Raw genomic sequence first — 25,272 nt, forward strand, 5'->3', positions numbered from 1 at the left:
TTTTATGTCAGACCATGTTGAATCAAAGAAAGAATTTCAGATTGAACGAATGATTCTTTTTACTGATGCTGTTTTTGCAATCGCCATTACGCTCTTAATTATAGAAATTAAGGCCCCAGAAATCCACAAAAATATGGGCTTTACTGAAATGGTCGACCAGTTGTTAAATTTAATCCCCAAATTTATTGGATTTGTTATCAGCTTTTTTGTTGTTGCGATTTACTGGCGCGCTCATCACCGCATGTTTTCTTTTATTAAAAATTACGATGATAAATTAATCTGGCTGAATTTCTTCTTTCTATTTTCGATTATCCTTATGCCATTTAGTTCAGCTTATTATAGTGACAACACTACCTACAGCCTCCCTTTTTGGTTTTATTCCTTAAATGTAGCGTTAACTGGCTTTCTCAATTATAGAATGTTGACTTACATTATTAAGCATAAAGGTCGTATTTCCGATGGATTTGACGATTTAAAAACCCGGCAGTTAGCCCGATGGCGGACACTAATCGTGCCCGCAATATTTTTATTGGGCATCTTTATCGACTTAATTTTACCTAAAGAGCATAATATGAATATACTAAGCAGATTTACACCAATGTTAATTTGGCCGGCAATTGCTTTACTGAATAGTTTTTTTGGCAGAGTAAACGACCTGGAATATCATGAAAAACCCAAAGCAGGGCATAGAAAGTGATTTAATTTGAGTTGTAATATTTACACAGCTAAGGGCTAACCAATATAATGAAAGGAAATAGTTTTAAAACATTGATTTTCATTTCTTCAACACTCATTTTTTGTATATTCACTTTTATAACGCTTATTGCCGCAGGAGCTGTTGATGAAGGTACAGATGGCAATAGTATTCTAATACAGGCATTAGCCAAACTATTTTACATCTTTCGTTTTCCTACGCACAGCTTATTATTTAGCTTTATGGATGGACATTTCTTCTTTCCCGGACTAGGAATAAATTGTTTATTCTACGGTTTTATAATGGAAAGGGTCGTTTTTGCGTTTAGTAAAAGAAATTAAACAATATTCCAATATTTGGCATTAAAGAACAAATAAGTTGCCCTTATCGCTATTCAACCCTTCCGAAAAGCACTAAGCTTCTTTCTAAACCCGACAGTAGCGGCAGCCCCATCCCGATTTTACATCAGGATTATGAGGGCTAAGCGAATGGCGGGGCTGTACCGGCCGAAAAGCACTGAGCGTTAATTTTCAAAATATTAATTTTATCTTCATCGCGAAACACAAAGCAATACAATCGCGATTTAAACTCATCTTAGGAAGATTGCTTCGTCGGCTGAAAAAGCCTTCTCGCAATGACGATTTTGCACAAAAAAAGCGTCCCTGAACTTAATCAGAAACGCTTTTTATATGCTCCCAAGACTCTCGCCTCAGGAATCAGACTCAAGACTATTTCTTATCGTCTTCTTTTACTTCTTCAAAATCAACATCAGTAACGTTATCGCCACCACCTTGAGGCTGACCATCAGCTTGTGGTTGTTCGCCACCTTGAGGTTGCTCACCAGCTTTGTACATTTCTTCTGATGCTACGTTCCATGCAGCTTGCAATTCAGCTTGTGCTGCATCGATATCTGCAAAGTTACGTGATAAATGCGCAGCTTTTAATTTCTCTAAACCAGCTTCGATTGGTGCTTTTTTATCAGCAGATAATTTATCACCAAACTCTTTCAATTGTTTCTCGGTAGAGAAAATTAAAGCATCAGCACCATTGATTTTATCAGCTTCTTCTTTTGCTTTTGCATCATCTGCAGCATTGGCTTCAGCTTCTTCTTTCATTTTTTTGATCTCAGCGTCAGTTAAACCTGAAGATGCTTCGATACGGATTTTTTGCTCTTTACCGGTAGCTTTATCTTTAGCACTAACATGTAAGATACCATTGGCATCAATATCGAAAGCAACTTCTACCTGAGGCACGCCGCGAGGTGCTGGTGGAATACCATCTAAAATGAAACGGCCAATTGTACGGTTTTGAGCAGCCATTGGACGCTCACCCTGTAAAATGTGGATCTCTACCGAAGGCTGGTTATCAGCTGCAGTTGAGAAAGTTTCCGATTTTTTAGTTGGGATAGTTGTGTTAGACTCAATTAATTTAGTCATTACACCACCCATAGTTTCGATACCTAATGATAAAGGCGTAACGTCTAATAACAATACATCCTTAACATCACCAGTTAACACACCACCTTGAATAGCAGCACCGATTGCTACAACCTCATCAGGGTTAACACCTTTACTTGGCTCTTTACCGAAGAAAGCTTTAACCGCTTCCTGAATAGCAGGGATACGGGTAGAACCACCTACCAAGATAATTTCGTCGATATCGCTTGTGCTTAAACCAGCATTTTTCAAAGCAGATTTACAAGGATCGATAGTACGTTTAATCAAACTATCAGCCAATTGCTCAAATTTAGCGCGAGATAATGTACGCACCAAGTGTTTAGGGCCACTGGCATCAGCAGTAATATATGGTAAGTTAATTTCAGTAGAAGTTGTGCTCGATAATTCAATTTTAGCTTTTTCAGCAGCTTCTTTTAAACGTTGTAAAGCCATCGGATCCTTAGAAAGGTCCATGTTGTTTTCTGATTTAAACTCATCTGTTAACCAATCGATAATAATATGGTCAAAGTCATCACCACCTAAGTGAGTATCACCATCAGTAGATTTTACTTCGAAAACACCATCACCTAATTCTAAAACAGAAACGTCATGAGTACCACCACCACAGTCAAAAACAACAATTTTCATGTCTTTGTGTGCTTTATCCAAACCATAAGCTAAAGCAGCTGCAGTTGGCTCGTTAATGATACGTTTTACAGTTAAACCTGCAATTTCGCCGGCTTCTTTAGTAGCCTGACGTTGTGCATCATTAAAATAAGCTGGCACAGTAATTACCGCTTCAGTTACTTCCTGACCCAAGAAATCTTCGGCAGTTTTTTTCATTTTCTGTAAAATCATTGCAGAAATCTCTTGTGGAGTATATTTTCTGTCGTCGATTTCAACACGTGGTGTATTGTTATCACCTTTAACTACTTTATATGGTACACGTCCAGCTTCTTTCGCACTTTCGTCGTAGCTGTTACCCATAAAGCGTTTAATCGAATATATCGTTTTTGTTGGGTTGGTTATAGCCTGACGTTTAGCAGGCTCGCCAACCTTACGCTCACCGTTTTCTGCAAAAGCAACAATAGACGGTGTAGTACGTTTACCCTCACTGTTTGCGATAACTACAGGCTCGTTGCCCTCCATTACGCTCACGCAAGAGTTTGTTGTTCCTAAGTCTATTCCAATAATTTTTCCCATTGTATTTGTATTTTCTCTTTTTAAAGTATTATAATTTCTACTCCTATTAAACAATGCTTGTGCCAATTGGGTTTTGGCAGATAATATGGGTAAAAGACTGATAAAATGTAAAAAAAGAGGTTATAGTTTACTGACAGCATGACAGAAATAAGCTTAAAGACTAAAACAAAGAGCAAATTCCTTAAAATGATTTGAAAATGAAAGCCAGCAGTTCTTCGGAGGCAGCAGCCCCGCTAACCGCTTTACTTCGTTTCACTCGTGTCCGCTATTATCGGGTTTATTGAACAGCGTTTTTCTTCGCTTCGGTGATAAAAACAGAAATAATGAGTGATCATCTAAATGCCCTCAAAGTTTTATATCTTTAAATTACAATCAATGCAATCATTTAAATCTGTGTAATCCCGTATAAAATGCAATTAGCAGCACAAATCGTAATCGGCTTAGTAGCTTTCATCCACATCTATATCCTTTGGTTAGAAATGTTCGCCTGGACCACCAAGGCACCGAAAGTATTTAAAACCATTCCTAAAGATTTATTTGTACCAACAAAAACGTTAGCCGCAAACCAGGGATTATATAATGGCTTTTTAGCAGCGGGTTTAATCTGGTCGTTATGTATAAGCGATCACCACTGGAGGTTTTACGTGGCCATATTCTTTTTAACCTGTGTGATTATCGCCGGGATTTATGGTGCAGCAACAGCCAGTAAAAAAATTCTTTATGTACAATCAATCCCCGCATTAGTAGCGCTGATTCTTTTGCATCTGTAAACCTGATCCTATTGGTTAGTAGCTCACCGATCAAAAAAGTGAATTATTTTTACCATTAATTCTATATGCTAAAGTTATCCGCTCTCCTCATTTTATTTACATTTTTCGGGTTTAAACCTGCTGTAAATAACAACATAAGTGCAAATAGAATTAATGAAGCCTTGGCTTTCTGCCAGAAAAACAAAATGGATACTTCCATCGCCATTATGGTTGATATGAGTATCCACTCGGGCAAAAACAGGATTTTTGTTTACGATTTTAAACAGAAAAAGATCACCGTCGAAGGATTGTGCGCACATGGCGTTGGCGGCGGAAGCACGCCAACCAAACCTGTTTTCAGCAATAAAGAAGGAAGTTATTGCACCTCATTGGGCAAATACAAAGTTAAAGGTCGCGCATACAGCAACTGGGGAATCCATGTACACTATAAAATGTATGGGTTAGAAGAAACAAACAGCAATGCTTTTAAACGGATTGTGGTTTTACATTCTTACACGCCAGTTCCAACTCAGGAAATTTATCCTCAAACCCTCTTCGGACAAAGCGCCGGTTGCCCTGTTTTATCAGATGGTACCATGAGAAAAATAGATGCGCTACTCAAAACCAAGAAAAAACCTGTATTGCTTTGGATTTATGTTTAATTAAATGGAGAAACAACCGTTTTGTTGGCATCATTTAAATGAGGTGTACTATAATCATTTGAAATTTGCCACTGTCCTGCATATTTCCCCAAGAGTTCTTCATGATCAAGATTAAAAATATATGCAAAAATCTTTGCAACATGATCCTTTTCATAATGATCAGTTTTGAGAAAGCCTCCATTGGGATTTAAAAAACCTTCTTTTGCATTCTTATCATTTTCATAATCAGGAATCATTTCAGCATTTATTTGAATAATTCTGTCCGATAATCTCCAGGTAAATGTTGTAAAACCACTAATATGTTGGATAACTTTTGGCTTTCCATATTCTACTATTAATTGTTTAATGAGGCTCAATTGTTGCCTAAAATCAGCGTTTCCCTCAGCAGAAACCATCATCAGATTTTGTTTTGCATCGGTTACCGATTCAACTTTAAAAAAATAGACATTTTTAAGTTTTCCTATGGTATCTATCTCTTTATTAATATTCATGATATAATGAATGCCTACAACACTTTTATGATCGTCTCCCTTTGCTATATTAAAACTAGTATCAACCTGCGAAAAATAATTGTCGGTGATTTGCCCTTTTAACGGTTTTTCATATAGATGTGCTGCATTTATGCTAAAAGAGAAATCATTTAGATCAAAAATTCCATCCCCTAATTGTTTGTCAGGTTTACAAGAAATGAAAAAAGGTAACAGGATGAGGATAAAGCGTAATTTCATAGGATATTTAATTTTTCAATAAATCTACAACTCCAACAATCTTTCTAAGTGATGGTAACCAATTCCAAAATATTCTTTACTGGCTTTAATTTTCTGTAAAATTTCCGCTTGCCGCTCTGCGCTAAGCCCTTTGCCCTTTACCCCAATCACAAGCACATTCTTAGGCGTATGCGCATCTGAAATAAATTCGAATACTTTAGTTTTATATCCGAAATATTCCAAAATTAAGGCACGTATGCCATCGGTAACCATTTCGGCCTGGCGTTCTAAAAAGATGCCATATTTTGTTAAAAAAGAAACATCATTCTTTATTTTATGCTGCTCAATTTCCCTGCGGATTTGTTTGTGGCAACAAGGTGCAACAACAATTAGTTCGGCATTAGCTTTAATTCCCTTAAAAATAGCATCATCGGTAGCGGTATCGCAGGCATGTAACGCAATTAAGAGATTCACATCCTCAGCCTTATAATCCTCAATCGTTCCCTGAACAAAATTCAACTTATCGAAAGCAGATTTACCAGCAACCTGATTACACAAATCAACCATATCCTGGCGATACTCTACGCCAACAACTTCAGTTTCCAATTTTAAAACCGAATGCAGGTAATCGTATAACGCAAAAGTTAAATACCCCTTGCCTGAACCCATATCGGCTACCTTTTTAATGCTACCTTCAGGCAATTCTTTAATCAAAGAACTTAAAATTTCGATATAATGATTAATCTGGCGGAATTTATCCTGCGCATTTTTGAATACCTTCCCTTCTGCATCGGTGATTTTCAACGCTGTTAGATACGATTTTGAAGCAGGTTTAATCAACCTTATTTTCTCTTTGTCGTGGCTGGCAGATGGAGTTGCTGCACTTGATGCCTTGCTTTCTCTAAAAACAATCTTACCATTGTTCAGCTCCTCCAAAATCAGATCCTTTTCGGTAGTAAACAAAGTACCGATTTTAAAACCTTTTTCCAGATAATCAGAAATCAGATCCATTGCTTCATCAACTGCATAGTTCTTCACCACATCGCGGGTTTTGTAGCGATAAGTAAAGGCCAGTTTATCTTCACGTTTAATCACAACTTTACGGATAAGAATTTGCTTTAATGCTTCTTCTTTACCTTTGTAGTTCCCTAAAGATACCTTTACAAAAGTTGCTGAATCCAAACTTCCTTTTAAAGCTGAAGTAAATTGCTCTATATATTCTGACACTGGCATTGATAAATTTTAACGACAAAGATAATCAAGTTTATCCGGAGCAGAACATATCCATGATAATGTAACAATAGAGCGACGATCTTAAGGGTTATTTGATTAAAAACGGCTAATCTAACGCTGACGTAATACGATTTAGAAATACGCATGAGCAATATTATCTATATTGATTCCAAAATAGCCTTACACTTTTATTTCAAAAAATTAAGCTTTAGATTAGAGTATATAAAAATAGCTAACCACAATTCATGAGTGACTTTCAGATAAAAAAATCGCCTACCGTTTATGATGCCATTGTTGTTGGCTCAGGTGCTGGTGGTGGAATGGCTGCATATGTTCTGGCACATGCAGGTCAAAAGGTTTTAATGCTCGAAGCTGGTCAAAATTTCGATCCGCGATTAGATTCACATCAATTAAAATGGCCTTGGGAATCTCCCCGTCGTGGCGCCAGTACAACACGCCCATTTGGAGATTTTGATGCTTCGTATGGAGGATGGGAATTAGAAGGCGAGCCTTATACCCAGAAAAACAAAAGTGAATTCGAATGGTTCCGTTCGCGGATGCTCGGTGGCCGTACCAATCACTGGGGACGAATTTCTTTGCGGATGGGTCCGGACGATTTTAAACCTAAAGACGGCTTAACAGATGCCTGGCCTATTACCTATGCCGACGTAAAACCCTTCTACGATAAAGTTGACCGTATGATTGGTATTTATGGAACGGCAGAGGGTTTAGAAAATGAGCCAGACGGTATCTTTATGAAACCGCCAAAACCAAGGTTAAACGAACTTTTTATCAAAAAAGGCGCAGAAAAGGCTGGTGTAAAAGTAATTACCGGCCGTGGGTCAGTCCTTACCGAGGCCTTACCCAATAATAGCGACCGTGCACCTTGCTTCTATTGCGGCCAATGTGGAAGAAGCTGTAAAGTTTATGGCGATTTTTCATCGTCATCATGTTTGGTAAACCCTGCTATAAAAACAGGAAACCTGACTGTGATTACCGATGCCATGGTGCGGGAAGTAATTACCGATAAAGACGGTACGGCAAAGGGCGTTTCTTATGTAAACCGGAAAGACCTGCAAGAATATCAGGTAAACGGCAAATTGGTTATTTTAGGTGCCAGTGCCTGCGAATCGGCCCGTATATTATTGAATTCAAAATCAACTTCTCACCCAAATGGCCTGGCCAATAGCAGTGGTGTGGTTGGAAAATACCTGCATGATTCTACTGGAGCAAGTGTTTCGGGCTTTCTTCCTCAGTTAATGGACAGAAAACGTTACAATGAAGATGGTTTGGGCAGTGTACATATCTATTCGCCCTGGTGGTTAGATAACCGTAAACTAAACTTTCCGCGTGGTTATCATATCGAATATTGGGGTGGAATGGGCATGCCTGCATATGGCTTTGGAGGCGGTGTAGCCCAAATGAACGGAATGGTTCCCGGCAGAGATGGCAAAATGAAAGAAGCCGGAGGTTATGGAAAATCATTAAAGGATGATTATCGCCGTTTCTATGGAACTGGCGTCGGAATGGCTGGTCGCGGAACAGCCATCGCCAGAGAAGATAACTACTGTGAAATTGATCCCAACACGGTAGATAAATATGGTATTCCTGTTTTAAGATTTAACTATAAATGGGCGAAAGATGAAATTCTACAGGCTAAGCACATGCAGGAAACCTTTCTTTCGATTATGAAAGAAATGGGTGCGGTGGTTACCTCCGAAATTCAGGGAGCAGATACCAATTACGGTTTGCTTAACCCAGGAAAAATTATCCACGAAGTTGGAACCATCCGCATGGGCGACGATCCTAAAAAATCGGCATTGAATAAATACTGCCAGGCACACGACTGTAAAAACCTTTTTGTGGTTGATGCGGGTCCATTTGTTCAACAAGGAGATAAAAATGCCACCTGGACCATCCTGGCACTATCGATGCGTACCGCGGAATATATTTTAGCTCAGAAGAAAAAACAAAATATTTAAAGAATTACCATATGAATAGACGTGATTCCATAAAAGCACTAGGTTTAACAGCTGTTAGTACTGCGGTACTGTTAGAGGCCTGTAAACAGCCTGAAACAAAAACCGAAGTAGCCGCACCAGAAGAAACTGCAAAAGAAGCCGGAAGAGAACAGTGGGAAATAGACCGTGATAAGAAATTAAAAGCTGAAACCTTTTTCACTAAACATGAAATGGCTACCATTACAGTTCTTGCCGACATTATTATTCCTAAAGATGATGTATCAGGCAGTGCATCTGATGCTAAAGTGCCAGAGTTTATCGAGTTTATTGTTAAAGACATCCCTGAACATAAAGTACCCATGCGCGGTGGCCTTAAATGGCTGGATGTGTATAGCTTTAATAAATTTCAAAAATCATTTGTTGAAGCATCAGCAGAGCAACAGATTTCTATTGTAGATGAAATTGCGTACCCTAAAAAAGCCAGACCAGAAATGCAGGCGGGCGTAACTTTTTTCAATAGAATGAGAAACTTAACTGCGTCAGGATTTTACACTACAGAAATTGGCGTAAAAGATATTGGTTATGTAGGTAATGCACCAAACCAGTGGGCCGGTGTTCCTGCAGATGTGCTGAAACAGTACGGAATGGAGAATGTGAAGATATAGCTTTAAAAAAAATCGTCATCTCGACTGGAGCGCAGTCCCGAACTTTCGGGAGAGATCTATAATAGATTTCTCGACTGTGCTGCACTCCGCTCGAAATGACGATATAATATTATTTGCATCATCGGTACGTGGCTTCTGCCACAAAGCTCCTGAAACAAGTTCAGGGTGACGGCATTATCTAATTACTCCACTATCAATATTAAACCCTTTCCTTTTTCAAGAGGAACCGATTTTCCATCAGGATAACTTCCAGAAGTTTGAAACTTATCAATTGCAGGAGCTGTTATTTTTACTTTACCGGCTTCTAAACCCAGTTTGGCCCAGTCGATGGTTAAGTTAACCTTTACATCTCCCTCTGCCCAGCTTGCCAATGCAATCATTGTTTTACCTTTTTGTTTGTAAACAGTTGCCAGCACTTTTGCATTATCGGTTTTAACCGGACAGTTCTCGCTCCAGTAACCGATCATCTCAGATCCTTTTATGCCGAAATTGTCCCAGGCTTTCCATAATGGTTTTGGGTCACTTTTGTCAGACCAGCCCAAGCGACTTGTCATGCCGTAAATCATACCACGCCAGGGATTTCCATCATCCTGTAACATCTCTCCCATTAATCCAAAAGGAATTCCGCTTACTTCTGTTAAAAAGAAATCGGGATTGTTTTTCTGGTAATCAAAATATTCGCCAAACCATAAGCGGTTCAAATAAGGAAAATGTTCCAGATATAAAATAGCACTATTATTAAAGCCATCACTTTTGTTGTACTGATTGGCAGAGTGCAGGTCGATTATACCGGGGTGGTTATCCTGTGTCAATACACGTTTTATACGCTTCATGGTTACGCGATCGAAAGCTACATCATCCAAGTATACGCCGTCAATCCCAACATTGTTTACCAACCAGTTCATTCCTTCTACGTAATAGTTGTGCCAACGGTTCATTCCGCTGTTAATTACGGCCGCATCTTTTATTTCAGGAACAAACCAGGCAGCAATATAATTAGAATCTAAATGTTCCTGTAACCAGCTAAAGCCTCCACCTTTACCCGGAGAATATACTTCAGTACCTAAACTTCTCAAAGCTGGCCACTCGTATGCATGGTTAGAAAGCTCGCGCACGGTATTGTAAATTTTAACTTTTAAACCTTTCGAGTGTGCATTACTGATATAATCTTTCATCTTTTTCCATTCGATAAACGGATAGTTGATCCAAGGGTTAATTGGCGTGGCATGGTGAATGTTCACTACCGTTGCACCTTTAGCTTTGATCGTATCTAAATCACCATACTTATGATAGAAACGGTTATCCCATTGAAAATCGGTGTTAAGTAAATGGAAAGGCGTAATCAGTAAATTAAAATTGTAGTATAATACATCGCCTTTTTTCATGCTTCTTGCGCCGGTAAAGTTGTCGGCAAGCATGGAACTTCCTTTAACATTAATCTGGATACCACCCTTATCTCCATTACCCCACGATTTAGGCAATAATAAGGGCTTTTGAAGATAGAAATTAGTATTAAGCGGGCGAACATAGTTCTCGTCTCTTAAGTTGTAATACAGGCCCGCATTTACATTTCCGATCCAAACGGCATCCTGGTTTTTATTCGCCACATCCCATTTCCATTTTACGGTATCTGGTCTAACACCACCTTTTTCGCCCAGGCCCATCAAATACTTTGTAGAGCCTTTATCAAATGGGATATGAAAATCGACATTACTAAATTCAACATCCTTTAAGGCAGTTACCTTAACTACATAATGTACATAGCCATCAAACTCTAAAGCACCTTCCAAATCCATTTTCAGGTTTTCTGAGGTATTGGTTGCTTTCCATTTTACGGTTCCAGCTTCTTTACTCGTAACCTGGAAATTACTTGGAACAAATTTCTCCTGCGTTTTCGGGGTATTAAAGAAGTGAAAGTGAATAGGTTCTGCCAGGATATTATTAGGTTTTTCGCTATAAGCCGTCATCTCGGCATTAAAGAATGTTTGAATCTGCTTAGGAAAACCATCTGTATTAATTTCGAACTTTCTACCTAAAAGGGAGATTACATTGCCCTCAACAGTTAGCGGTGTGTAAGGAGCGACAACTGTATTCGATTGTGCTAAAGTAGAATTTAACCAGGTTAAGCGGGTCTGTTTATCTGGAGTTCCCACACCGGCATCGGCTAAAACTTCTTTACCTACAGTAATTCTGGCATCAATAACCTTAGATTTTCCATTGGCTTTGACCGTAAATTTTCCAGCATAAATACCTGCAGCTGTATTTTTAGGGATGTTAACCGTAATCCACAGCGGCTGAATTTTTCCAGAGGCTACATTTACGGTTTCAACCAAAGGCTTGTTATCATAACTTGTTCCATTGGTATTTAGGCAGTTGATATATTTCGAAGAAATTACCTTTCCAGCTGCGTTTTTTAAATCTCCGAAGTTAACCACTACATTTTTCAGATCCTTCAAAGCAAATACGCCCAATTGAAAAGCATAGTTTTCTCCTTTAGCAGCCGAGCCTGTAAAAGTATTTGCAGCACCTTTTTGTACCCAACGATAAGGTAAATCATTTTGCATTTTGATTGGAAACATTCTGTCCTCCGGAAAAACAATGAAAGCTTCTGAAGCATATTTAGCCTTTATTCCGTCTGTTTCTTTGTCCGTGGCAATTACTTCCATTGGATAAAAAGAGTTGAAAGCATCGATTGACTGGATCTCTACAACAGAAGCATTCACTTTAACCTGTTTTGCCGCCGTTAACCATGCCTGGTCAGCCTGTTTGTGCTTCAAATAAACTCCTTTCGGATAATTACTTCTTCCCTCATTTTTATAAGCGAGGTAATACACGTAATATTTCCCTATTCCACTTGCTTCGAAATAAACATCAGCACTTTCTCTTGTCAGCTTATCTGTGCCAACAACAGAAACAGTTTTACCATTGGCATCTTGTACAATGATTCCTTTTAATTCTGGATGTTCATCCCTCCGGCGCCAATCGATTTTAGCATGTGCAATTTTGCCTGTGCCAGCAAACTGCACAACAACTCTATGGTTACCTAACGAATCAGGATTCCATGCATTATTACCATTGGTGTATTTTAGTGTTTGCGCATTAAGAGATAGCTGTCCGAAAAGACAGAGTAATAGAAAAAGCCTAAATTTCATTTCAAATTTGTTTTTGGCTAATTTATAGATACCTAGCTGAAATAAAGCTATGTAATGAAAAAATGAGACAAACGTTTGCCTATTTGGTTCATTAGTCAATGGTTTAATAGTAGGCAGCCAGTTGACTAATGGAATATATGCCATTGATTCTAGTGGTGTCAGATGTTACCATCTGACACACAGAAGAAGTAAGTTCTAATTTATTTTTAACAAAACGTAAGACGGTAACATCTGACGGCACAAAAAAGAGAGAAAGAAAAGCCACAAAAAAAGTCCTGCTCTTTCGAACAGGACTTTTTTGATCTAAGGTGAATAAAATTATTCTCCTTTTGGTTCTTCAGTAGCAGGAGCTTCTTCAGCAGGAGCAACTTCTTCGGCCACTTCAGCTTTCGCTTCTGCAGCTTTAGGTGCAGCAGTAGCTTTACTTCTACCACGACGAGTTGTTTTCTTCTCTTCTTTAACCTCTGCATCTTTACCGTAAACTGTATTGTAGTCTACCAATTCAATTAAAGCCATTTCAGCGTTATCACCTAAACGGTTGTTTAATTTAATGATACGAGTGTAACCACCTGGACGGTTTGCAACTTTCTCAGCAATTTCGCGGAATAAGATTGTTACCACCTCTTTATCTTGTAAATAAGCAAATACTGTACGACGTGAGTGAGTAGTATCATTTTTTGATTTAGTGATAATTGGCTCAACATAAGTACGTAAAGCTTTAGCTTTAGCTAAAGTTGTTGTAATTCTTTTGTGCAAAATAAGTGATGAAGCCATGTTAGCTAACATCGCCTTTCTGTGGCTTGCGGTTCTACCTAAGTGGTTTACTTTTTTACCGTGTCTCATTGTTTTTTAATTGAGTGTATACCGTCTCGTTGCAATTAAGCTGAGGGAATTATACACTGTGAAATAATAATTTGTTCAACGCTTTGCGCTAAGCGCATGGCGCCATGCGTTTTATTCTTCGTCTAATTTAAATTTAGACAGGTTCATACCAAATGATAAACCTTTTGATTTTACTAATTCCTGGATCTCTGTTAAAGATTTTTTACCGAAGTTTCTGAATTTTAACATATCAGCAACATCGTAAGAAACTAAATCAGCTAAAGTACGGATATCAGCAGCTTTTAAGCAGTTTAATGCTCTAACTGAAAGATCCATGTCTACCAATTCAGTTTTAAGGATTTTACGCATATGTAAAATTTCCTCATCAACTTCTTTAGTTTCTTCTTTAGCTTGAGATTCTAATACTAAATTCTCATCAGAGAATAACATAAAGTGTTGGATAAGGATCTTAGCCGCTTCTTTTAATGCTTCTTCTGGATGAATTGAACCGTCAGTAGAGATATCTAAAACCAATTTTTCATAATCCGTTTTTTGCTCAACACGAAAGTTTTCGATCGTGTATTTTACATTTTTCATTGGAGTATAAATCGAATCGATTGCGATTACACCTACAACAGCATCAGCAACTTTATTTTCTTCAGCAGGTACATAACCACGTCCTTTATTGATGGTTAATTCCACTTCCAAAGTAACAGATTTATCCATGTTGCAAATTACATGCTCAGGGTTTAAAACTGTAAAGTTGTTAGAGAATTTAGTGATATCACCAGCTTTAAACTGATCTTGACCATTAACGATGATGAAAACTTTTTCAGAATCACCTGAATCACCTGTTTTCTTAAAACGAACTTGTTTTAAGTTTAAGATAATATCAGTTAAATCTTCTACAACACCTTTCATGGTAGAAAATTCGTGAGATACGCCTGAAAAACGAATAGTAGTAATAGCATAACCTTCTAATGAAGAAAGTAATATTCTTCTTAAGGCATTACCAATTGTTACACCGAAACCGGGCTCTAAAGGACGAAATTCAAATGTGCCATCGAAATCAGTTGATTTCTGCATGATCACTTTGTCTGGTTTCTGAAATGCTAAAATTGCCATTTATAATTTTTTAAATTCGTTATTGAATATATAGTAACATGAAAAAAGTTAATTACCCTTGTAAGGTAATTAACTAGCTCATTTATTACTTTGAGTACAACTCGATGATTAAGTTTTCCTTGATGTTTTCAGGAATCTCATCACGTTGAGGGTAGGTTAAGAATTTACCAGTTAATTCGCTGGCGTTCCACTCTAACCAAGCAAACTTATTAATCGTTCTACCTGCAACTGAGTTACTAATTGATTCTAAAGATTTAGATTTTTCACGAACAGCAACCACATCACCAGCTTTTAACTGATATGAAGGGATATTTACAACTTCACCATTCACGGTAACGTGTTTATGGCTAACTAACTGGCGTGCACCAGAACGGGTTGTTGAAATACCTAAACGGTAAACTGTGTTATCTAAACGTGCTTCTAATAACTGAAGTAAGTTATCACCGGTAATACCAGCACGAGAAGATGCTTTTTTAAACAAGTTACTGAATTGTTTTTCTAATACACCATAAGTATATTTTACTTTTTGTTTCTCCATTAACTGGATAGCATATTCAGATTGTTTTCCTCTTCTTTTTGATGAGCCATGTTGCCCAGGAGGATAATTTTTTCTGTCTAACACCTTATCAGGACCGAAGATTGGTTCTCTGAATTTACGGGCGATTTTTGATTTTGGGCCTGTATATCTTGCCATTTTTTTTCTGTTTTAAAGTATCGTCAGGCCTGTAACCTGAGATTCTTAGCTTTAAAATTAATTAAACTCTTCTCTTTTTAGGAGGACGACATCCGTTGTGAGGAAGTGGAGTAATATCTTTAATAGATGTTACTTCGATACCTGCTACTTGCAAAGTTCTGATTGCAGACTCACGACCTGAACCCGGACCTTTTACAAATACTTCAACTTTACGTAAACCTAGATCAAACGCAACTTTACCACAATCTGAAGCTGCTTGACCAGCTGCATATGGTGTGTTCTTTTTTGAACCTTTAAAGCCCATTTTACCAGCAGAAGACCATGAAATAGTCTGTCCGTTGTTGTTTGTTAAGGTAACGATAATGTTGTTGAAGGTAGCATTGATATGCGCCTGACCAACAGGCTCAATTACAACGATACGTTTTTTTGTTACTTTTTTACTCTTAGCCATTTTATCTTTTAGATTTTAGATATGAGACTTGAGATATGAGACTTTCTCTACCCCGATACTCAGTATCCTACTTTTTATCTTTTATTCCAGATTTGAGCAGATTTTAAAGACATGGTGCTCACATCTAAAATCTCATACCTCATATCTATCTATTACTTAGTAGCTTTTTTCTTGTTAGCAACTGTTTTTCTCTTACCCTTACGAGTACGTGAGTTGTTTTTAGTACGCTGACCACGAGAAGGTAAACCTTTTCTGTGACGTAAACCACGGTAACAACCAATATCCATTAAACGTTTGATGTTTAACTGAACCTCAGAGCGTAAAGCACCTTCTACTTTAATCTCATCGTTAATCATTGTACGGATTGCTGATAACTCATCATCAGACCAGTCTTGTACTTTTTTGTTTAAATCGATACCTGCCGTAGTTAAAATACGTTGAGCAGTTGTTCTACCAATTCCGTAGATATAGGTTAAACCGATCTCACCTCTTTTGTTTCTTGGTAAATCAATACCTGAAATCCTTGCCATATTTATTTATGTTTTAAGTAATTCCGAACGGCGGGCCACCGTTGTGCGGTTCATTACAATATTCTTAATTACCCTTGACGTTGCTTGTATTTAGGATTTTTCTTGTTGATTACGTAAAGTTTACCTTTACGGCGAATAATCTTACAATCAGCGCTACGTTTTTTAATTGATGATCTAACTTTCATTTTATTTATATCTATAAGTGATGCGACCTTTTGTTAAATCATACGGCGACATCTCTAATTTTACTTTGTCACCAGGAAGAATCTTGATGTAGTGCATCCTCATCTTTCCTGAAATGTGCGCAATAATCTCATGCCCGTTCTCTAGTTCTACCCGGAACATCGCATTGGATAATGCTTCTCTTATTACTCCGTCTTGTTCAATTGAGGCTTGTTTAGCCATATTTTATTGATTGTTACTTAATTAGCTGCTTCTAAACAGGGTTGCAAAATTAAATAAAAAATTTTAATTATTTATTTTTTTTGTTGTAAAACTTCTTCTATTATAGAAAACGTTGATAAAACATCTGCTTTGCCCCTTTTTATAGCTACTGTGTGTTCAAAATGTGCCGATGGTTTATTGTCTTTACTGGTTACCGTCCATCCATCGTTATGGAATTTAACACCGGCTACGCCTGCATTGATCATGGGTTCTATTGCAATTACCATTCCTTCTTCAAGTTTTGGTCCTGCACCACGTTTCCCATAATTCGGAACTTCTGGTTTCTCGTGAAGTTTTACACCAACACCATGCCCAACAAGCTCTCTTACTACACCAAATCCATTAGCTTCTGCATACTGCTGAACAGCGAAACCGATATCACCGATACGCATACCAACAACGGCTTTTTCTATACCCAATTCCAGGCAACGTTTAGTAACATCAATTAATTTCTGTTTTTCGGCATCAATTTCCCCGATAGAGAAAGTGTAGGCCGAATCGCCAAAATAATCGTTTTTAATTACCCCACAATCAACTGAAATTAAGTCGCCCTCCTGGATTACGTATTCGCTTGGAAAACCATGAACTACCTGCTCATTTGGCGAAATACATAAAGAATTAGGGAAACCATTGTAGTTTAAAAATGCCGGAATCGCTCCGTGGTCACTTATAAACTCGTAGGCTAGTTTATCTAATTGAATGGTAGTCATGCCTGCTTTTATCACCTTGGCCACTTCGGCTAAAGTTTTAGAAACAAGCATGGAACTTTCTCTTATTAACTCGATCTCTTCAAGAGATTTGTAATAAATTTTAGACATCCGTTACACTACAACGCTGCGTTGCTACTTGCAGCAGGAACACCTGTTCTGCCAGTAACTCTACCCGTTTTCATCAAACCATCATAATGGCGCATCAATAAATAACTTTCGATCTGCTGTAAAGTATCCAATACAACACCAACTAAAATCAATAAAGAAGTACCACCGAAGAAGTGTGCAAACTCTTGTTTAATACCGAATTTAACAGCTAACGAAGGTAAAATAGCAATGATCGCTAAAAATACTGCACCTGGAAAAGTGATTTTAGAAATTACATCATCAATAAAAGTCGATGTTGCAAAACCTGGTTTAACACCTGGGATAAAACCACCATTTTTCTTCATATCATCACTCATTTGAGTTGGATTAACTGTAATTGCAGTATAGAAGAAAGTAAATGCGATAATTAAAAATGCGAACGTTAAGCTATAAGCCAACGAAGTTGTGTTGCTGAACTGGATTAACCAAGAACCTTGTAATGAAGGAACAAACTGCATTAAAGCACCTGGAATAAACATCAACGCTTGAGCAAAAATGATCGGCATAACACCAGCAGCATTTACCTTTAAAGGAATGTACTGACGAACACCACCAAACTGGCGGTTACCAACAATTTTCTTTGCGTATTGTACAGGTACTTTACGTACACCTTGAACAATTAAAATGGTAAACATTACCACAGCAAATAATGCAACGATCTCTAAAACCAATGCAACCGGACCTCCACCTTCACTAGATGAACCCACACGTGCACTAAATTCTTGAGAAATTGCAACTGGTAAACGGGCAATAATACCAACCATAATGATTAGTGATGTACCGTTACCAATACCTTTATCAGTAATTTTTTCACCTAACCACATTACAAATAATGTACCTGCTGTTAATACAAACGTAGATAACACTAAGAATAAAGTATTTGGCAATAAAATAGCTTCTGCTGGAACTTGCGTTTTAACGTAACCAACAGATTGAACGATTGTGATCGCTACCGTAAGGTAACGGGTAATCTGGTTCATTTTCTTTCTACCACTTTCGCCCTCTTTCTGCATTTTTTGGAAAGAAGGAACAGCAATACCCAATAGTTGCACCACAATGGATGCAGAGATATAAGGCATTACCCCCAACGCTAAAATAGACACACGAGAGAAAGAACCTCCGGCAAACATATCTAGTAAGCCTAAGATTCCTGATTTTTCGTTATTGCCTAAAGCAGTTGGATCTACACCTGGTAAAACCACGTGAGATACGAAACGGTATACCAAAAGAATTAAGAGCGTAAACAATATACGCTCTTTTAATTCCTGAATTTTCCAGATATTACTTAAAGTAGTAAATAGCTTCTTCATTTAATAATTACAATTTTACAATAGAACCACCTGCAGCTTCAATAGCTTTTTGTGCGGTTGCAGAGAACGCATGTGCTGTAATTTCTAGCTTTGCTTTAACTTCACCACGACCTAAAATTTTAACTAAGTCGTTTTTAGAAGCTAAACCATGTGCTTGTAACGCAGCGAAATCGATAGTTGTTAAGCTGTGTTTTTCAGCTAAGGCTTGTAAAACATCTAAGTTTACACCAACATATTCTGTACGGTTGATTGGTTTGAAACCAACTTTAGGCACACGGCGTTGTAAAGGCATTTGACCACCTTCGAAACCGATTTTGGTTTTGTGACCTGAACGAGAACCCGCACCTTTGTGACCACGAGTTGAAGTACCGCCACGACCAGAACCTGTACCACGACCAATTCTTTTGCTGTTTTTTGTAGAACCTACTGCAGGTTTTAAATTACTTAAATTCATTTTTTTGAATTTGTGTTGCCCTTCGCTTTCACTAAACAGGTACAACGATTAAACATATATAAAGGTAGTACCGGCTTTTCCCCAATACTACCTTTAAAACTTTTACTAGATTGCTTCGATTGCTACCAAATGGTTCACTTTGCGAACCATACCGATAATTTGTGGAGTAGCTTCAACCTCAACACTTTGGTTCATTTTAGATAAACCCAAAGCCTGAACGGTTCTTTTTTGGCGCTCGCTTCTGTCGATAACGCTTTTTACTTGTGTTATTTTGATCTTAGCCATGATATTATCCGTTAAATACTTTGTTTAAATCTATACCACGAGTTTGAGCTACTGTATAAGCATCACGCATTTTAGTTAATGCATCAACAGTTGCTTTTACCACGTTGTGTGGGTTAGATGATCCTTTAGATTTTGCCAATACGTTATGCACGCCAGCACTTTCTAATACAGCACGCATCGCACCACCAGCAATTACTCCGGTACCTACTGCAGCTGGTTTGATTAAAACAAAACCACCTGAGAATTTACCGATTTGCTCGTGAGGAACAGTACCGTTTAAAATTGGAACTTTTACCAAGTTCTTTTTAGCATCATCCACACCTTTAGCGATTGCTTCAGTTACCTCTTTCGCTTTACCTAAACCGAAACCAACAACACCGTTTTCATCACCTACAACAACAATTGCTGAGAAGCTGAAAGTACGGCCACCTTTGGTTACTTTGGCAACGCGTTGTATACTAACCAAACGATCCTTTAATTCGATATCGGTGGTTTTTACTCTTTTTATATTAATAGTTGACATCTTACTTTTTCTTCAGATTAAAATACTAAACCAGCTTCGCGGGCACCCTCTGCCAACGATTTTACACGACCGTGGTATAAATAGCCATTTCTATCGAAAACAACTTCTTTAACACCTGCAGCGATTGCTTTTTCGGCAACTAATTTGCCTACTGCTACCGACTGATCGCTTTTGTTTCCAGTACCAGTAAAATCTTTCGATAATGATGATGCTGATGCTATTGTTTTACCGGTTACATCGTTAATTACCTGCGCATAAATCCCTTTATTGCTTCTATATACAGATAACCTTGGACGTTCTTCCGAACCGGTAAGTCTTTTTCTGATCCCTTTTTTAATACGATCTCTTCTTGATAATTTTTTACCTGCCATGATTACTATTTTTTAGATGCTGATTTACCTGCTTTTCTTCTTAACACTTCACCTACAAACTTGATACCTTTACCTTTATATGGCTCTGGTGCACGTAACGAACGGATTTTCGCTGCTACCTGACCGATCAATTGTTTGTCAATACTTTCTAAAATGATTTTAGGCGTTTGACCTTTTTCTGAAGATGTAGTTACTTTAATCTCTTCTGGCAATTGGAATACATAGTGGTGAGAATAACCTAAAACCAGATCTAGTGTGTTACCTTGGTTTGTAGCACGGTAACCAACACCTACTAATTCTTGAGTTAATTTATAACCTTCTGTAACACCAACAACCATGTTGTTAAGCAATGAGCGATATAAACCGTGTAATGCTTTGTGTTTCTTTTGTTCTGAAGGACGTTGAACTGTTAAAATTCCGTCTTCCTGACTTACAGTGATATCTGAATCTACTGCTTGTGTTAATTCACCTTTAGGACCTTTTACAGTTACTACGTTATCTTTTGATACGGTAATTGTAACACCTGCAGGGATTGTAATTGGGGCTTTTCCTATTCTTGACATTGTGCTGTTCTCCTAATATTAATAAACGTGACACAATACCTCACCACCAATGTTTAATTTGGCTGCTTCTTTATCGGTCATTACACCTTTAGAAGTAGATAAGATTGCGATACCTAAACCGTTTAATACTCTTGGCATATTTTCAACACCAGCATAGTTTCTCAAACCTGGTTTACTTACTCGCACTAATGTACGAATAGCAGGAACTTTAGTAATCGGATTGTATTTCAAAGCGATTTTAATGGTGCCTTGAACTGTAGTATCTTCAAACTTGTAGTTCGCGATGTAACCTTTGTCAAAAAGAACTTTAGTAATTTCTTTTTTAAGGTTTGATGCAGGAATTTCTACAACACGGTGGTTGGCCTTAATGGCATTCCTTACTCTTGTTAAATAATCTGCTATTGGATCTGTATTCATTTTTTATTGTTTTTGATAGTGGTTTCCTTCTGCTACCCAGCTGTGGGACCTGCTACCGGTTAAAATTCTTTTTTAGTATAGACATAAGTATCAAGTAATAAGATACAAGTATCAAGTCCGATATGGTCCTGATACTTGCTACTCTATACTTGATACTCAGTACTAGTACTTTTTATATTACCAAGATGCTTTTTTAACACCTGGTATTTTACCGTCTAGTGCCATCTGGCGGAACGTTACCCTTGAAATACCAAAGGTACGCATATATCCACGAGGGCGACCAGTTAATTTACAACGGTTGTGTAAACGTACTGGAGATGAGTTTTTAGGTAATTTATCTAAACCCTCGAAATCTCCTGCAGCTTTTAATACTGCACGTTTTTCAGCGTATCTAGCTACCAATTTTTGGCGCTTAACTTCGCGTGCTTTTACACCTTCTTTTGCCATTATTCTGCTGTTTTTTGATTTTTAAATGGTAATCCGAATTGTTTCAATAACTCAAGCGCCTCAACGTCAGATTTTGCCGAAGTTACGAAAGTTATATCCATACCTAAAATTTTATTGATTTTATCGATATTAATCTCAGGAAATATGATTTGCTCGGTAACACCTAATGTATAGTTACCTTTTCCATCAAATCCTTTATCGTTAATACCTTTGAAATCGCGGATACGAGGCAAAGCTACAGAGATCAAACGATCTAAGAACTCGTACATGTTGTTATCGCGTAATGTAACACGTACACCTACTGGCATACCTTTACGTAATTTAAAGTTAGAGATATCTTTCTTTGAATTAGCCGGAACCGCTTGCTGACCAGTAATGGTAGTCAACTCAACGATAGTGGTATCCATAATTTTCTTATCAGTAACAGAAAAACGACCAACACCCTGATTGATACAGATTTTTTCCAATTTAGGAACCTGCATTACAGTTTTGTACTGAAATTTTTCTTTTAGTGCATTTACAACTTCTTCTTTGTATTTGCTTTTTAATCTAGGTGTAGCCATTATTTAATCTCCTCTCCTGAAATTTTAGCAACTCTAACTAATTTACCATCTGCGTTAAGTTTACGACCTACGCGGGTAGCTTTACCAGATTTTGGATCAACCAACATCAAGTTAGAAATGTGAAGAGCAGCTTCTTTTTTAATAATACCACCGTTTGGATTAGCAGCATTTGGTTTAGTATGTTTAGATACTAAGTTAATGCCTTCCACAATGGCTCTGTTTTTATCTGTAAGTACTGAAAGTACTTTTCCTTGTTGACCTTTTGAATCGCCAGCAATGACTTTAACTAAATCTCCTGTGCGGATTTTAAGTTTTGATGGTGTATTTACTTTGTTTCCCATTTTATAATACCTCCGGTGCTAATGATACAATTTTCATGAATTGTTTTTCACGTAGTTCTCTCGCAACCGGGCCAAAGATACGTGTACCTCTTGGCTCATCCTGTGCGTTCAATAATACAGCAGCATTATCGTCAAAACGGATATAAGAACCATCTTTACGACGGATTTCTTTTTTAGTTCTTACAACAACTGCTTTAGAAACTGTACCTTTTTTAATGTTACCAGAAGGTAACGCGCTTTTTACGGTAACAACTACTTTATCACCAATTGAAGCATAACGTTTGCCGGTTCCACCTAGCACGCGAATTACTAATACTTCTTTTGCGCCGCTGTTATCAGCAACGTTTAATCTCGATTCCTGTTGTACCATCTTATTTAGCTCTTTCTAAAATTTGTACCAATCTCCAGTTCTTGTTTTTACTCAAAGGACGAGTTTCCATAATCAATACTGTATCACCGATACCGCATTCGTTTTTCTCGTCGTGAGCCATAAATTTGGCAGTTTTCTTTACGAACTTACCATAAATCGGGTGTTTTACTTTACGCTCCACGCTCACTACAACAGATTTATCCATCTTGTTGCTTACCACTAACCCGGTTCTTGTTTTTCTTAATTGTCTTTCCATGTCGACTCTCAAATTATTTAGTTTCAGTAGCTGACTCAGTGTTTTTCACTTTAGTCAACTCAGTGTTTAAACGGGCTATGTCTTTCCTTACTTTTGCAATGCGTGAAGGATTTTCGATAGCTGAAATAGTGTGAGCGAACTTCAATTTTGATAAGTTCTCTTTTTCTTCCGCAATCTTAGCTACTAATTCTTCTTTTGAAAGCCCTGTGATTTCTGAATTTTTCATTTTTCTTTTTCTTTTACGTTGAGTGTAGCGGTTATAATAAACAAGTATTTACAACATTCACCTCAACACTTTACTATGCTTCTACGTAATCTCTACGTACTACGAATTTGGTTTGGATCGGTAATTTCTGAGCTGCTAAACGCAATGCTTCTTTAGCAACTTCTAAAGGCACACCTTCAGCTTCGAAAATTACGCGTCCTGGTCTTACAACTGCTACCCAATACTCAGGAGCACCTTTACCTTTACCCATACGTACCTCAGCAGGTTTTTTAGTTACCGGTTTGTCCGGGAAGATCCTGATCCATACTTGGCCTTCACGTTTCATGAAACGAGTTACGGCAATACGGGCAGCCTCTATCTGACGACTTGTGATCCAAGTAGCTTCTAGAGATTTGATACCGAAAGATCCGAATGCTAACTCAGCTCCACGAGAAGCTAAACCCTTCATTCTGCCTTTTTGCATCTTCCTGAACTTCGTTCTTTTTGGCTGTAACATTTTATTTTGTTCTAATCGTTAAACGATGTTAATAAATCAATTATTTACGAGGACCTCTGTTAGCACCTGCGCCACCACCTCTGTTTGCACCACCCTGGCCTGGACCACGACCACCGCCTTGGTTTCCACCACGTCTGTCGTTACCACCGCCACGGTTATCTCTTCCACCACCACGGTTATCTCTTCCACCGAAAGCTGGTTTATCTGATTGGCCTTTTGGACCGTTGTTTGCTGCACCAATGTTTGGAGACAAATCACGTTTTCCATAAACCTCACCTTTACAGATCCAAACTTTAACACCTATTTTACCATAAGTAGTTAAGGCTTCAGCTAAAGCGTAGTCGATATCAGCACGGAATGTATGCAAAGGCACTCTTCCTTCTTTGTACTGCTCAGTACGTGCCATCTCAGCACCACCTAAACGACCAGAAGTCATGATTTTGATACCTTCAGCACCCATACGCATGGTTGATGCGATAGAAGATTTCATTGCTCTACGGAATGAGATCCTTGCTTCTAATTGCTTTGCAACACCTTCTGCAACTAATTGTGCATCAAGTTCTGGGCGTTTAATTTCGAAGATGTTAATTTGAATTTCCTTTTTAGTTAATTTCTTTAACTCTTCTTTAATTTTATCAACCTCAGCACCTGCTTTACCGATTACGATACCTGGACGAGCTGTGTGGATAGTTACCGTGATACGTTTTAACGTACGCTCGATTACTACTTTTGCAACACCGCCTTTAGCGATACGGGCAGAAAGGTATTTTCTTATTTTCTCATCTTCAACTAATTTATCGGAGTAGTTGTTGCCACCGAACCAGTTAGAATCCCATCCTTTGATGATACCTAACCTGTTACCTATTGGATTTGCTTTTTGTCCCATTTCCTAAAATTAGTTTTGAGTTGTTTCTGTACTTTTACTATCTACAATCAGCGTTACGTGGTTAGAACGTTTACGAATTCTATATCCACGGCCTTGAGGAGCTGGACGTAAGCGTTTTAACTGACGGCCACCATCAACCATAACTGTTTTTACAAAAAGTTGGTTTTCTTCAGGGCGGGCACCTTCATTTTTAGATTCCCAGTTTTTGATAGCAGATAATAATAATTTCTCAACTCTTATTGCTGCTTCTTTATTGGTAAACTTTAAAATGCTTAATGCTTTTTCTACACGTTCACCTCTGATAAGATCTACAACCAAACGCATCTTACGCGGTGAGGTTGGACAATTGTTTAATTTTGCTATTGCTTCCATTGTCTAA

34 protein-coding genes are annotated in these 25,272 nt (G+C 37.9%); 6 read left to right on the forward strand and 28 right to left on the reverse strand.

Annotated elements, in window-relative coordinates; translation table 11 throughout:
* The first annotated feature begins 4 nt into the window (after window positions 1-4).
* Both ACN9MR_RS18960 and ACN9MR_RS18965 read left to right on the forward strand, forming a co-directional pair.
* Window positions 5-697 carry a TMEM175 family protein gene (locus tag ACN9MR_RS18960; RefSeq protein WP_426326060.1) on the forward strand — a complete coding sequence of 231 codons (693 nt, stop codon included), beginning with the start codon at window positions 5-7 and terminating at the stop codon, window positions 695-697.
* Between the two features lie 47 nt (window positions 698-744).
* Window positions 745-1,035, forward strand: coding sequence for a hypothetical protein (locus ACN9MR_RS18965; protein WP_426326062.1), 291 nt, complete (start codon window positions 745-747; stop codon window positions 1,033-1,035).
* Window positions 1,036-1,422: 387 nt separating this feature from the next.
* On the opposite strand, the gene dnaK is transcribed toward ACN9MR_RS18965, so the two are convergent.
* Window positions 1,423-3,333 (reverse strand): molecular chaperone DnaK, encoded by a 1,911-nt coding sequence (gene dnaK / locus ACN9MR_RS18970; RefSeq protein ID WP_426326064.1) that lies wholly within the window; start codon window positions 3,331-3,333, stop codon window positions 1,423-1,425.
* Between the two features lie 410 nt (window positions 3,334-3,743).
* On the opposite strand from dnaK, the gene ACN9MR_RS18975 reads away from it, so the two are divergent.
* Together ACN9MR_RS18975 and ACN9MR_RS18980 are read left to right on the forward strand one after the other, a co-directional pair.
* Window positions 3,744-4,103, forward strand: coding sequence for a DUF1304 domain-containing protein (locus ACN9MR_RS18975; RefSeq protein WP_426326066.1), 360 nt, complete (start codon window positions 3,744-3,746; stop codon window positions 4,101-4,103).
* A gap of 65 nt (window positions 4,104-4,168) precedes the next feature.
* Window positions 4,169-4,744: a murein L,D-transpeptidase catalytic domain-containing protein gene (locus tag ACN9MR_RS18980; RefSeq protein WP_426326068.1), complete on the forward strand. Its 576-nt coding sequence runs from the start codon at window positions 4,169-4,171 to the stop codon at window positions 4,742-4,744.
* Here ACN9MR_RS18980 and ACN9MR_RS18985 read toward each other — a convergent pair.
* Together ACN9MR_RS18985 and ACN9MR_RS18990 are read right to left on the reverse strand one after the other, a co-directional pair.
* Window positions 4,741-5,472 (reverse strand): hypothetical protein, encoded by a 732-nt coding sequence (locus ACN9MR_RS18985; protein WP_426326070.1) that lies wholly within the window; start codon window positions 5,470-5,472, stop codon window positions 4,741-4,743. The genes ACN9MR_RS18980 and ACN9MR_RS18985 overlap by 4 nt on opposite strands.
* A 24-nt stretch (window positions 5,473-5,496) precedes the next feature.
* Window positions 5,497-6,684, reverse strand: a complete 1,188-nt coding sequence (locus ACN9MR_RS18990; protein WP_426326072.1) for a class I SAM-dependent methyltransferase — start codon at window positions 6,682-6,684, stop codon at window positions 5,497-5,499.
* Between the two features lie 245 nt (window positions 6,685-6,929).
* Between ACN9MR_RS18990 and ACN9MR_RS18995 the strand changes: the two genes are divergently transcribed.
* Together ACN9MR_RS18995 and ACN9MR_RS19000 are read left to right on the forward strand one after the other, a co-directional pair.
* Window positions 6,930-8,666, forward strand: a complete 1,737-nt coding sequence (locus tag ACN9MR_RS18995) for a GMC family oxidoreductase (protein ID WP_426326074.1) — start codon at window positions 6,930-6,932, stop codon at window positions 8,664-8,666.
* 11 nt (window positions 8,667-8,677) lie between these two features.
* On the forward strand, window positions 8,678-9,310 hold the full coding sequence (locus tag ACN9MR_RS19000) for a gluconate 2-dehydrogenase subunit 3 family protein (RefSeq protein WP_426326076.1): 633 nt from the start codon (window positions 8,678-8,680) through the stop codon (window positions 9,308-9,310).
* A gap of 182 nt (window positions 9,311-9,492) precedes the next feature.
* Here ACN9MR_RS19000 and ACN9MR_RS19005 read toward each other — a convergent pair whose 3' ends face one another.
* From ACN9MR_RS19005 to rplV, 25 genes are all read right to left on the reverse strand, one after another.
* Window positions 9,493-12,462, reverse strand: a complete 2,970-nt coding sequence (locus ACN9MR_RS19005; protein WP_426326078.1) for a glycoside hydrolase domain-containing protein — start codon at window positions 12,460-12,462, stop codon at window positions 9,493-9,495.
* Between the two features lie 318 nt (window positions 12,463-12,780).
* Window positions 12,781-13,305: a 50S ribosomal protein L17 gene (gene rplQ / locus ACN9MR_RS19010; RefSeq protein WP_029278659.1), complete on the reverse strand. Its 525-nt coding sequence runs from the start codon at window positions 13,303-13,305 to the stop codon at window positions 12,781-12,783.
* Window positions 13,306-13,416: 111 nt separating this feature from the next.
* Window positions 13,417-14,409: a DNA-directed RNA polymerase subunit alpha gene (locus ACN9MR_RS19015; RefSeq protein WP_025145205.1), complete on the reverse strand. Its 993-nt coding sequence runs from the start codon at window positions 14,407-14,409 to the stop codon at window positions 13,417-13,419.
* 85 nt (window positions 14,410-14,494) lie between these two features.
* Window positions 14,495-15,103 carry a 30S ribosomal protein S4 gene (gene rpsD, locus ACN9MR_RS19020; protein WP_029282720.1) on the reverse strand — a complete coding sequence of 203 codons (609 nt, stop codon included), beginning with the start codon at window positions 15,101-15,103 and terminating at the stop codon, window positions 14,495-14,497.
* Window positions 15,104-15,164: 61 nt separating this feature from the next.
* The gene (gene rpsK, locus ACN9MR_RS19025) at window positions 15,165-15,554 is read right to left on the reverse strand and encodes a 30S ribosomal protein S11 (protein WP_010599885.1); all 390 of its coding nucleotides are present in this window, start codon (window positions 15,552-15,554) and stop codon (window positions 15,165-15,167) included.
* A gap of 152 nt (window positions 15,555-15,706) precedes the next feature.
* Complete coding sequence (gene rpsM, locus ACN9MR_RS19030) at window positions 15,707-16,084, reverse strand: 30S ribosomal protein S13 (RefSeq protein ID WP_010599886.1); 378 nt, start codon at window positions 16,082-16,084, stop codon at window positions 15,707-15,709.
* Between the two features lie 68 nt (window positions 16,085-16,152).
* Complete coding sequence (gene rpmJ / locus ACN9MR_RS19035) at window positions 16,153-16,269, reverse strand: 50S ribosomal protein L36 (protein WP_010599887.1); 117 nt, start codon at window positions 16,267-16,269, stop codon at window positions 16,153-16,155.
* Between the two features lies 1 nt (window position 16,270).
* Window positions 16,271-16,489, reverse strand: coding sequence for a translation initiation factor IF-1 (gene infA, locus ACN9MR_RS19040; RefSeq protein ID WP_010599888.1), 219 nt, complete (start codon window positions 16,487-16,489; stop codon window positions 16,271-16,273).
* 71 nt (window positions 16,490-16,560) lie between these two features.
* A complete protein-coding gene (map, locus tag ACN9MR_RS19045) occupies window positions 16,561-17,346 on the reverse strand; it encodes a type I methionyl aminopeptidase (protein WP_426326084.1) in 786 nt (261 codons plus the stop codon).
* Window positions 17,347-17,354: 8 nt separating this feature from the next.
* Window positions 17,355-18,695 carry a preprotein translocase subunit SecY gene (gene secY / locus ACN9MR_RS19050; protein WP_029278656.1) on the reverse strand — a complete coding sequence of 447 codons (1,341 nt, stop codon included), beginning with the start codon at window positions 18,693-18,695 and terminating at the stop codon, window positions 17,355-17,357.
* A 7-nt stretch (window positions 18,696-18,702) separates the two neighbouring features.
* Window positions 18,703-19,149 carry a 50S ribosomal protein L15 gene (gene rplO, locus ACN9MR_RS19055; RefSeq protein ID WP_025145210.1) on the reverse strand — a complete coding sequence of 149 codons (447 nt, stop codon included), beginning with the start codon at window positions 19,147-19,149 and terminating at the stop codon, window positions 18,703-18,705.
* A 105-nt stretch (window positions 19,150-19,254) separates the two neighbouring features.
* Window positions 19,255-19,434: a 50S ribosomal protein L30 gene (gene rpmD / locus ACN9MR_RS19060; RefSeq protein ID WP_010599892.1), complete on the reverse strand. Its 180-nt coding sequence runs from the start codon at window positions 19,432-19,434 to the stop codon at window positions 19,255-19,257.
* A gap of 4 nt (window positions 19,435-19,438) precedes the next feature.
* Window positions 19,439-19,957 (reverse strand): 30S ribosomal protein S5, encoded by a 519-nt coding sequence (gene rpsE, locus ACN9MR_RS19065; RefSeq protein ID WP_010599893.1) that lies wholly within the window; start codon window positions 19,955-19,957, stop codon window positions 19,439-19,441.
* Window positions 19,958-19,974: 17 nt separating this feature from the next.
* Entirely contained in the window at window positions 19,975-20,328 is a 354-nt protein-coding gene (gene rplR / locus ACN9MR_RS19070) for a 50S ribosomal protein L18 (RefSeq protein WP_029278655.1), read from the reverse strand.
* Window positions 20,329-20,333: 5 nt separating this feature from the next.
* Window positions 20,334-20,891 (reverse strand): 50S ribosomal protein L6, encoded by a 558-nt coding sequence (gene rplF, locus ACN9MR_RS19075; RefSeq protein WP_057932149.1) that lies wholly within the window; start codon window positions 20,889-20,891, stop codon window positions 20,334-20,336.
* 18 nt (window positions 20,892-20,909) lie between these two features.
* Window positions 20,910-21,308 (reverse strand): 30S ribosomal protein S8, encoded by a 399-nt coding sequence (gene rpsH / locus ACN9MR_RS19080; RefSeq protein ID WP_010599896.1) that lies wholly within the window; start codon window positions 21,306-21,308, stop codon window positions 20,910-20,912.
* 177 nt (window positions 21,309-21,485) lie between these two features.
* The gene (rpsN, locus tag ACN9MR_RS19085) at window positions 21,486-21,755 is read right to left on the reverse strand and encodes a 30S ribosomal protein S14 (RefSeq protein ID WP_025145214.1); all 270 of its coding nucleotides are present in this window, start codon (window positions 21,753-21,755) and stop codon (window positions 21,486-21,488) included.
* Window positions 21,755-22,321, reverse strand: a complete 567-nt coding sequence (gene rplE / locus ACN9MR_RS19090; protein ID WP_086547740.1) for a 50S ribosomal protein L5 — start codon at window positions 22,319-22,321, stop codon at window positions 21,755-21,757. Before rplE ends, rpsN begins: the two co-directional genes overlap by 1 nt.
* The gene (gene rplX, locus ACN9MR_RS19095) at window positions 22,318-22,659 is read right to left on the reverse strand and encodes a 50S ribosomal protein L24 (protein ID WP_167297002.1); all 342 of its coding nucleotides are present in this window, start codon (window positions 22,657-22,659) and stop codon (window positions 22,318-22,320) included. Before rplX ends, rplE begins: the two co-directional genes overlap by 4 nt.
* A gap of 1 nt (window position 22,660) precedes the next feature.
* Window positions 22,661-23,029: a 50S ribosomal protein L14 gene (gene rplN, locus ACN9MR_RS19100; RefSeq protein WP_010599900.1), complete on the reverse strand. Its 369-nt coding sequence runs from the start codon at window positions 23,027-23,029 to the stop codon at window positions 22,661-22,663.
* A 1-nt stretch (window position 23,030) separates the two neighbouring features.
* Window positions 23,031-23,285 (reverse strand): 30S ribosomal protein S17, encoded by a 255-nt coding sequence (rpsQ, locus tag ACN9MR_RS19105; RefSeq protein ID WP_196100856.1) that lies wholly within the window; start codon window positions 23,283-23,285, stop codon window positions 23,031-23,033.
* Between the two features lie 13 nt (window positions 23,286-23,298).
* Window positions 23,299-23,511, reverse strand: coding sequence for a 50S ribosomal protein L29 (gene rpmC, locus ACN9MR_RS19110; RefSeq protein WP_025145217.1), 213 nt, complete (start codon window positions 23,509-23,511; stop codon window positions 23,299-23,301).
* A gap of 73 nt (window positions 23,512-23,584) precedes the next feature.
* Window positions 23,585-24,007 (reverse strand): 50S ribosomal protein L16, encoded by a 423-nt coding sequence (gene rplP, locus ACN9MR_RS19115; RefSeq protein WP_010599903.1) that lies wholly within the window; start codon window positions 24,005-24,007, stop codon window positions 23,585-23,587.
* Window positions 24,008-24,047: 40 nt separating this feature from the next.
* The gene (gene rpsC, locus ACN9MR_RS19120) at window positions 24,048-24,893 is read right to left on the reverse strand and encodes a 30S ribosomal protein S3 (protein WP_086547741.1); all 846 of its coding nucleotides are present in this window, start codon (window positions 24,891-24,893) and stop codon (window positions 24,048-24,050) included.
* 9 nt (window positions 24,894-24,902) lie between these two features.
* A complete protein-coding gene (gene rplV / locus ACN9MR_RS19125; RefSeq protein WP_029278650.1) occupies window positions 24,903-25,265 on the reverse strand; it encodes a 50S ribosomal protein L22 in 363 nt (120 codons plus the stop codon).
* Between the last annotated feature and the right edge of the window lie 7 nt (window positions 25,266-25,272).

The sequence above is a fragment of the Pedobacter sp. R-06 genome (assembly GCF_049913135.1).
Classification (GTDB): Bacteria; Bacteroidota; Bacteroidia; order Sphingobacteriales; family Sphingobacteriaceae; genus Pedobacter.